This is a genomic window from Deinococcus pimensis DSM 21231 (assembly GCF_000519345.1).
Lineage (GTDB): Bacteria > Deinococcota > Deinococci > Deinococcales > Deinococcaceae > Deinococcus_A > Deinococcus_A pimensis.
On the sequence record NZ_KI912648.1, the window covers coordinates 16,465 to 23,788 of the forward strand.

Here is a 7,324-nt window from a genome sequence, read left to right on the forward strand (position 1 = left end):
CGCGGCACGCCCGCCGCGACGCTGCCCGCCGACAGCCTCTCGCGGCTGCAGGCGAAGCTGCGCGGCCTGAACGCGTCGTCGCTGGTGGTGCTGCGCGCCGCCACGAACGCCGTGCAGGGCTATCCCGTCGAGCTCACGGCGGAAGCCTACCCGAACACGCTGCTCTTCCGGCGCGGTCAGGTCATCCGCAGCACGCCCCTGAGCGCCGACGCGGGCGCCGACCGCCTGCGCGCGCAGCTCCTCGACCTCGTGAGCCTCGTCGTGACGGACCTGCACGGGAGCGGCGTGCCGCTGGAGAACATCCGCGACAACGGGCTGAGCACGTCGGAGGTGCTGGCCTTCCTCGACACGATCAGACCCTCGGGCAGCGTGACGGTCGGGATCGCCGCGCGGCAGGACGTGCGGCCCGGCAGCAGCATCGACCTGTACCCGATCGTGCTGAAGTAGGGCGCGTCCCACGGGAAAGGGCCGCCCCCGACGAGGAGGCGGCCCTTCGCGCTTCAGGTCAGAAGAAGCTGCCGATGCGGAAGGTGAACTTGCCGCGCGGGTTGACGGGGCTGAAGGCGTAGTCGAAGCGCAGGTACGGCAGCGCGAACGAGCCGAGCCCGAGGTTGAGCTGCACGCCCGCGCCGTAGCCGAGGTTCACGTTGAACTGGCTGGCGTCGTTCCAGGCGTCGCCCGCGTCGACGAACAGGATGCCGTACAGGCCCTGCAGGACGCTGACGTTCACGTTGAAGTTGTAGCGGTACTCGGCGCTGGCGGTGAAGAAGTTGCGTCCGCTGATGGTGCCCTGCTCGTAGCCGCGCAGGGTGAAGCGGTCGCTGGGCTCGCTGCCGCCGACGAAGAACACGCCGCTCGCGGGCGGGCTGCCGAAGATGGTGCCCGCGTTGGCACGCACCGCGAAGGCCTGCTGACGGGAGCCGTCGTTGAGGGTGTTGCCGAAGCCGAAGTAGGTGCGCGCGCCGCCGTCCACCTGCCACCAGCTCAGGCCCTGCGTGCCCTGGTAGCCGAAGCCGTACAGGGCGTTCGTGGAGGCGCGGACGCCGCTCGTGGGGAAGTCGACGCTGTTGGACGTGTCGTAGTTGAGTCCGACGCCGAAGGACGTCGTGAGCCCAGGCGCGGGGACGCGGTCCGCGACGACGGCGTCGGCGGGCTGGCCGTCCTTCTGCGGTTCGAGGTAGCTCTGGTTGTACTGCGTGGACACCGTCGCGTTCGCGCTGAGGTTCGGCGCGACGGGCCGCGCGAGGCTCACGGACGCGCCCGTGGTGCGCGTGCTGAACTGACGTCCCGTCGGGTTGAGCTTCGTGGGGTCCGCCGGATCCACGTCGCTGATGTCGTTGTTGCCCGTGACGTTCGTGCCGACGCGAAGCGACAGGGACGTGCGCACCCGGCGGAAGTCGAGGACGTCGATGTCCAGCCAGGGAATCGTGTAGGACGCGTTGGCGCTGAGGAACTGACGCGCGTCGTTCGGGGCGCCCGTGACGCTGACGGACACGCTGTGTCCCAGGCCGAAGAGGTTGTTGGTGGAGTAGCTGAGGTCACCGCTGAGCCCGTTGAGCGTGTCGTAGGAGATGGCGGGCGACAGGATGCCCGTGCGCTGCTCGCGCAGGGTCAGCACGTACGTGACGAGCTCCGGGTTGTTCGGGTCGGGCCGGAACTGGTAGCTGACGGGCTGCACGAACCCGAGGCGCGCGACGTTGTTCGACACGCGCGCGAGCAGCGCGCGGGTGTTGAGCGGGCCGCCCGGCTCGGGCAGCTCGCGCAGCACGACGCGTTCCTGCGTGACCTTCGGGCCGTCCCAGACGAGCTCGTAGCCCGCGAGACGCACCTCGCGGACGTTGAAGGTGAGGACGCCATTCTCAAAGCGGATCGGGTCGCGGGTGCTGAGCTCGTAGCCGCGGCTGTTGTAGAGCCGCTGGATGGCGAGGTAGTCCTCCTGCGCGAGCTGCGGCGTGTACACGTCGTTCAGGCGCACCTTGAGGATCCTGGCGATGTCGTCGGCGGACACGGCGGTGTTGCCCGCGACGCGCACCTCGCGGATGGGGCCGGTCGCGACGTCCTGCGGGACGAACACGACGTTCACGACGCCCGTCTGCGTGGGGTCCTGCTGGTAGTTCACGCCGACGGCCTTGCCCGTCGCGTTGGACAGCGCGCGAACGTCCTGACCGACGACGTTGAGGTCGAGCAGCTGACCCGCGCGCGACTGCAGGGTCACGCCGGACGCCTGGACCGCGCTCGTGTCGACGCTGCCGACGCGCAGTTCCGTCACGGTGACCTTGAGGGTGCCGTCCGCGAGGCTGCTGGCCTGCGCGTTGACGCCGCTGCCCTGCAGGCCGAGGTTCGCGTAGGCCTGCGAGACGGTCGCGAGGGCCTGACGGTACGCGTCGAGCGTGAAGCTCTTCGCGTCCACGAGGGGACGGAAGGCGTTCTGGAGCGTCTCGGCGGGCAGGCGGGTGTTGCCGCTGATCTCCACGCGGTTCACGGGCGCGCTCTCGTTGATGGTGTAGACGAGCGTGGCGCCGTTCTGGCCCTCGCGGACCTCGACGCTGACGCCGGGCACGAAGGGGAAGCCGTTCTCCTGGTACGCCTCGCCGATCTGGACCTTGCTGTCCTCGACGCGGGCGGTGTTGAGCGTGGCGCCCGCCGCGATGTTGAGGTTCTGTTCGAGGAAGCGCTTGAGCTCGTCCGCGTTGAGGGCGGGCGTCCCGGAGACCTGCACGTCCGCGATGGGCGGGTTGGGCGCGACGTTGAGGCGCAGCACCTGACGTCCGTTCTGGGTGGTGAGCTCGGCGCGGGCCGTCTTGAAGAAGCCGGTGGCGAGCGCCTCGGCCTCCACGGCGCGCAGGTTGACGGAGGAGAGCGGCGCGCCCGTCTGGACGGACAGGGAGACGCGCAGGAAGTTGGAGAGGAGGTCGTCGGCGCCCACGACGACGATGTCGTCGAGCGTCGCGGTCTGCTGCGCCTGAGCGAGCGGCGCCCCGACGAGCGCGATGGTGAGTCCGAGTGTGAGCGTGTTTCGCATGAGTCTCCTAAGGTACAACCAACCCTCACAATAAAGTCCCTGAGAAGCATGAAGGGTACTTGACCCCCTGAGGGGCCGGGTGGTAAAGGGCCGAGTTCGGGCGGCCGTCCCTGCCGTTGTAGCGCCCAACCCTGACGGGACCATGAAGGGCGCATGCACAGCGTTTGTCGGGCGTGCCCGGGGCGTGGGAGAATGACCGCCATGACTGCCTACGACGACGTACAGGCCGCACGCGACTTCATCCGCGCCCGCGCCGCCGACTTCCAGCCCGAGGTGAGCCTCACGCTCGGCTCCGGGCTCGGCGGGCTCGCGGACGAACTGGAGAACGCGGTGCGCATCCCCTACGCCGAGATTCCCAACTTCCCCGTCTCCACCGCGCCCGGGCACGCGGGCACGCTCGTGCTGGGCGAGCTCGGCGGTCGGCGCGTCGTGGCCTTCCAGGGCCGCGTGCACTACTACGAGGGCTACACGATGCAGCAGGTGGTGTTCCCCGTGCGGGTCGCGCACGCGCTCGGCGCGCGCACCTTCGTCATCACGTCCGCCTGCGGGGGGCTGCGCTCGGACTGGACGGCGGGCGACATCATGCTGCACCGCGACTACATCAACTTCGCGGGGGACAACCCGCTGATCGGGCCGAACGACACCCGCTTCGGCGAGCGCTTCCCCGTGATGTACGACGCGTACGACCCGGAACTGCGCGGGCTGACGCAGCGCCTCGCCCGCTCGCACGACATCGGTCTGCGGGACGGCGTGTACGTCGCGATCAGCGGGCCCACGTACGCGTCGCGCGCGGAGCTCATGATGTTCCGCGCGCTCGGCGCGGACGCGATCGGCATGAGCACCGTGCCGGAGGTCATCGCGGCGCGTCACCTCGGCGCGCGCGTGCTGGGCCTCTCCACCGTCACGGACCTCGCGATTCCCGAGCGGAACGAGCACGCGGACGAGCAGGAGGTCATCCGGGTCGCGCAGGGAAGCGCCGCGCGTCTCGCGGGGCTCGTGCGGGACGTGGTGGGCGCCTTGTGAGCCTCGAAGGGGTCCTGGCGGGCCTGCGCGCCGCCGAGCGGGACGCCGGTCTCGCGCCGGGCAGCGCCCGGCTCGTGGCGGTCACGAAGGGCCACCCGGCGGCGGAGGTTCTGGAGCGCGTCCTGACGCGCGGCGACTTCCCGCTGGGGGAGAGCCGGGGGCAGGAACTGCGGGACAAGCGCGCGGAGCTCGAGACGCTCGCGCCGGGCCGCGAGGTGGAGTGGCACTTCATCGGGGCGCTCCAGACGAACAAGCTCAAGTACCTGCGCGGCGTGCGGCTGGTGCACACGCTCGCGCGCGCCGACCACGCGCGCGAACTCGCGCGGCTCGCTTCGGCCTGGGGCGCCGCGCCGGACCTTCTCATTCAGGTGCACAACGGTGAGCCGCAGAAGTCCGGCGTTCAGCCGTCGGAGGTGGAGAGGTTGTACCATGAAGTGTCACTCATGGGTCTCACGGTCCGCGGTCTGATGGTCATGGCGCCCGAGGGCGACCCGGCCGGAGCGGAGCGTGTCTTCGCCCTCACGGCGGCGCTCGCGCGCGACCTCGGCCTGCCCGAGCTCAGCATGGGCATGAGTGACGACTATCCCGTGGCGGTACGTCATGGCGCCACCCTCGTGCGGGTGGGGAGGGCACTCTTCCTATGAAACTCACTCCGCTGGACATCCGTCACCAGGAATTCGCGGGCGCGCTGTCGGGCTACTCCCGTCGTCAGGTCCGCGCGTTCCTCGCCGAGCTCTCCGAGCAGGTCGAGGACCTGCTGCGCGAGCAACTCGCCCATGAGGGCCGCATCACCGAGCTCGAACGCCGCATCGAGGAGTACCGCCTCGGCGAGGAGGAGCTCAAGCGCACCCTCGTCGCGGCGGAACGCATCACGCAGGAGATGCGCTCCGTCGCGCAGCGCGAGGCGGAGCTCGTCGTCCGCGAGGCCGAGGCGGAGCGTGACCGCGTGGTGGGCGACATGAAGTCCCGTCAGGCGTGGCTGGAGCAGGAGTTCCAGACCCGGCAGTCCGAGCTCGAGGGCGCCTACCGCGCCCGGCAGACCGAGCTGGAGGGCGCGTTCGTGGCGCGCTCCACCGCGCTGGAGCACGAGGCGCTCGCGCGCCGCACCGAGCTGGAGAACAGCCTCGCGCGTCTGCGCGCGGAGCGGGCGCAGTTCCTCGCGCAGTACCGCGCGCTGCTGCAGGGGTTCGGGGAGCTCGCGCGGCACCACGAGGCGGAGCTCGAAAGCGGCGAGCCGCTCGGCAAGCTCTCGCCCGCGACGCCCGTTCCCACGGTGGACGCCGAGCCCGAGTCCGCGCCGCTCCCCGTGGGCGCGCCTGCCGACGAGGCGGGCGAGGATCATCCGGTCGTCCCGACGTTCTCGCATCACCTGTAGGGACGTGAGGCCCCGCTTCGGCGGGGCTCGTTCCTCACCGTGATGTCAAGTGATGTTGACATCTGGACAAGCGGTCTTTACAGTGAGTCAAGCTCGCTTGACAGGGAGGTGCTCCATGAACCATCCGCCGCCCCGCGAACAGCGCGTCGCCCGCGCGATGACGCGCGGTCTCGTCGCCACCGTCCTCATCGCCCTCGGCGGCCTCTTCTTCGCCGTCCTCGGCGGCCGCGCCAGCTCCGACTTCCTGCGCGGCGTCAGCACCGGCATGCTCGCCGTGCTGCCCTGGGCCGTCGCCGTCATGGTCTGGCTCGGCTACCGACAGCTCGACGAGTTCGGCCGTCTCCGCCAGACGCAGGCGGCCGCCATCTCGCTCGTCGTCGTGCTGCTGCTCGCCATGACCTACTACCCGCTGGAGCTCGCCGTGCCCCTCGCGCCCCTGCCGCTGTGGATCCTCTGGGTCGTGGGCGTCGGCACCTACGGCCTCGCGCTCGGCGTCATGAGCGCCCGCGACGGACGCGCGGGCGACTGAGCCGCCCGCCGTGAACAACCGCATCCGCGTCCTGCGCGCCGAGAAGGGCTGGACCCAGGCGGAACTCGCCCTGCGGCTCGACGTGTCGCGCCAGACCGTCAACGCGCTCGAAACCGGCAAGTACGACCCCAGCCTCCCGCTCGCCTTCCGCATCGCCCGCCTCTTCGGCCGCCCCATCGAGGCGATCTTCCAGGACGACACCCCGGGCGCCCCCTGACGCCCCAGGAGAAGCATGCTCGACATCGAGAACCTCGGCAAGACGTACGGCGCGCACGTCGCCCTGCGGGGCGTCACCCTCCACGCGGACGGCGGGCAGGTCTTCGGCCTGCTCGGCCCGAACGGCGCGGGCAAGACCACCCTCCTGCGCGTCCTCGCGACCCTGCTCGAACCCACCACGGGCCATGCCCGCGTCGGGGGTCACGACGTCCGCCGCGAACCCGAGGCGGTCCGCCGCATCATCGGCGTCGTCAACGGCGGGATGGGCCTCTACGACCGCCTCACGGGCCGCGAGATCCTGCGCTACTTCGCGGGCTTCTACGGCCTCACCCGCGCGCAGGCCGACACCCGCATCGCGGAGCTCGACCACGCCCTCGGCCTCGCGGAGACGCTCGACCGCCGCGCGGGCGAGTACTCCACCGGCATGAAGCAGAAGATCGTCGTGGCGCGCGCCGTCATCCACGACCCGGAGGTGCTCGTCCTCGACGAGGCCGCCAGCGGCCTCGACATCCTCGCGCGGCGCGCGCTGCTCGACTTCGTCCTCGCCGCGCGCCGACCCGGGCGCCTCGTGCTGTACTCCACCCACGTCATGTCCGAGGTGGAGGAGGTCTGCGACCGCGTCGCCATCATCGACCACGGCGAGCTCCTCACCGAGGGCACCGTCACGGGCGTCCTCGCCGCGACGGGCCAGAAGAGCCTGGAGCGCGCCTTCTTCCACCTCCTGCAGGAACGCGCCGAGCGCGTTCCCGCCTGAAAGGACAACATGCGTCCCGAGTTCGTCTGGAAGGTCGCCCTCAAGGAACTGCTCTCCACCTGGCGTGACAAGCGCACGCTGCGCAGCACCATCATCCTGCCGCTCGTGTTCATCCCGCTGTTCACCGTGCTGTTCCCGCTGCTGCTCGGGCGGGCCTTCAGCGGGCAGCAGGAGACCCGCCAGAAGGTCGGCGTGGTCGGCACCCTGCCCGCCGAGCTCCGCACGCTCCTCACGCGCGGATCGGGTGACGGGCGCGCGCAGGGCGTGGACGTGGTCCCCGTCACCGACGCCCTGAAGGCCGTGCAGGCCGACGACGTGGACGTCGCGATCGTCGTGCCCGCCGGGCTCGGGCAGGGCGGCGCGCCCGCGCAGGTCCGCGTGATCAGCAAGCAGAGCAACCAGCGC

The 7,324-nt window shown here is 70.8% G+C and carries 7 protein-coding genes and 2 pseudogenes; 8 read left to right on the forward strand and 1 reads right to left on the reverse strand.

Going from position 1 to position 7,324, the window contains the following annotated elements:
* Positions 1-447, forward strand: a pseudogene (locus tag DEIPI_RS39870) (DUF3084 domain-containing protein); the annotation flags it as partial.
* Positions 448-505: 58 nt separating this feature from the next.
* Here the strand turns inward: DEIPI_RS39870 and DEIPI_RS0113645 are convergent.
* On the reverse strand, positions 506-3,022 hold the full coding sequence (locus DEIPI_RS0113645; RefSeq protein ID WP_027482128.1) for a BamA/OMP85 family outer membrane protein: 2,517 nt from the start codon (positions 3,020-3,022) through the stop codon (positions 506-508).
* A 201-nt stretch (positions 3,023-3,223) separates the two neighbouring features.
* Here DEIPI_RS0113645 and DEIPI_RS0113650 point away from each other — a divergent pair, with 201 nt between their 5' ends.
* The 7 genes and pseudogenes from DEIPI_RS0113650 to DEIPI_RS0113680 form a co-directional block, all read left to right on the forward strand.
* The gene (locus DEIPI_RS0113650; RefSeq protein WP_027482129.1) at positions 3,224-4,045 is read left to right on the forward strand and encodes a purine-nucleoside phosphorylase; all 822 of its coding nucleotides are present in this window, start codon (positions 3,224-3,226) and stop codon (positions 4,043-4,045) included.
* The gene (locus DEIPI_RS0113655) at positions 4,042-4,689 is read left to right on the forward strand and encodes a YggS family pyridoxal phosphate enzyme (protein WP_027482130.1); all 648 of its coding nucleotides are present in this window, start codon (positions 4,042-4,044) and stop codon (positions 4,687-4,689) included. Before DEIPI_RS0113650 ends, DEIPI_RS0113655 begins: the two co-directional genes overlap by 4 nt.
* Positions 4,686-5,420 (forward strand): DivIVA domain-containing protein, encoded by a 735-nt coding sequence (locus tag DEIPI_RS31085; RefSeq protein WP_052351732.1) that lies wholly within the window; start codon positions 4,686-4,688, stop codon positions 5,418-5,420. Before DEIPI_RS0113655 ends, DEIPI_RS31085 begins: the two co-directional genes overlap by 4 nt.
* A 115-nt stretch (positions 5,421-5,535) precedes the next feature.
* Positions 5,536-5,949: a hypothetical protein gene (locus tag DEIPI_RS0113665; RefSeq protein WP_027482131.1), complete on the forward strand. Its 414-nt coding sequence runs from the start codon at positions 5,536-5,538 to the stop codon at positions 5,947-5,949.
* Positions 5,950-5,959: 10 nt separating this feature from the next.
* Positions 5,960-6,166 (forward strand): helix-turn-helix transcriptional regulator, encoded by a 207-nt coding sequence (locus DEIPI_RS0113670; protein ID WP_027482132.1) that lies wholly within the window; start codon positions 5,960-5,962, stop codon positions 6,164-6,166.
* A gap of 15 nt (positions 6,167-6,181) precedes the next feature.
* Positions 6,182-6,919 (forward strand): ABC transporter ATP-binding protein, encoded by a 738-nt coding sequence (locus tag DEIPI_RS0113675; RefSeq protein ID WP_027482133.1) that lies wholly within the window; start codon positions 6,182-6,184, stop codon positions 6,917-6,919.
* Between the two features lie 9 nt (positions 6,920-6,928).
* Positions 6,929-7,324, forward strand: a pseudogene (locus DEIPI_RS0113680) (ABC transporter permease); the annotation flags it as partial.